This window comes from Aequorivita antarctica (assembly GCF_007997155.1).
Taxonomy (GTDB): Bacteria; Bacteroidota; Bacteroidia; order Flavobacteriales; family Flavobacteriaceae; genus Aequorivita; species Aequorivita antarctica.
This window is the reverse complement of record NZ_VORT01000057.1, coordinates 1-380: the sequence shown is the minus strand read 5'-3', so window position 1 is coordinate 380 and position 380 is coordinate 1. Positions and strand designations below refer to the sequence as shown.

Below are 380 nucleotides of genomic sequence, written 5' to 3'. Positions count from 1 at the left end.
CCACAAACTCCTGGATCGTTACTTACAGTAATATCTCCAGGACAAGTAATTGTTGGCGGTATATTGTCCTCTACAGTTACAATCGTTGTACAAGTGGAAACATTACCATTTACATCGGTTACTGTTAATGTTACCGTGTTTGGGCCTACATTACTACAGTCAAAATCTGTTATGTCTATGGAAGTGCTTCCAACGCCACAGTTGTCAGTACTGCCATTTTCAATATCGGCTAATACGATGCTGGCCATTCCATTAACATCCAGTTGGATCGTAAATGGTGCCGCACAGTTTGCAACTGGAGGTTCGGTATCCTCTACAGTCACAGAATCTGAAGCACTATTTGTACATCCATTAGCATCGCTAAAGGTATATGTCAATAT

Annotated in this window: 1 protein-coding gene; it reads right to left on the bottom strand. The window is 41.1% G+C overall.

Annotation, left to right across the window (positions count from 1 at the left end; all coding sequences use genetic code 11):
• Positions 1–380: hypothetical protein (locus ESU54_RS17940; RefSeq protein WP_211362171.1), on the bottom strand; the 380-nt coding region annotated here is incomplete at both ends.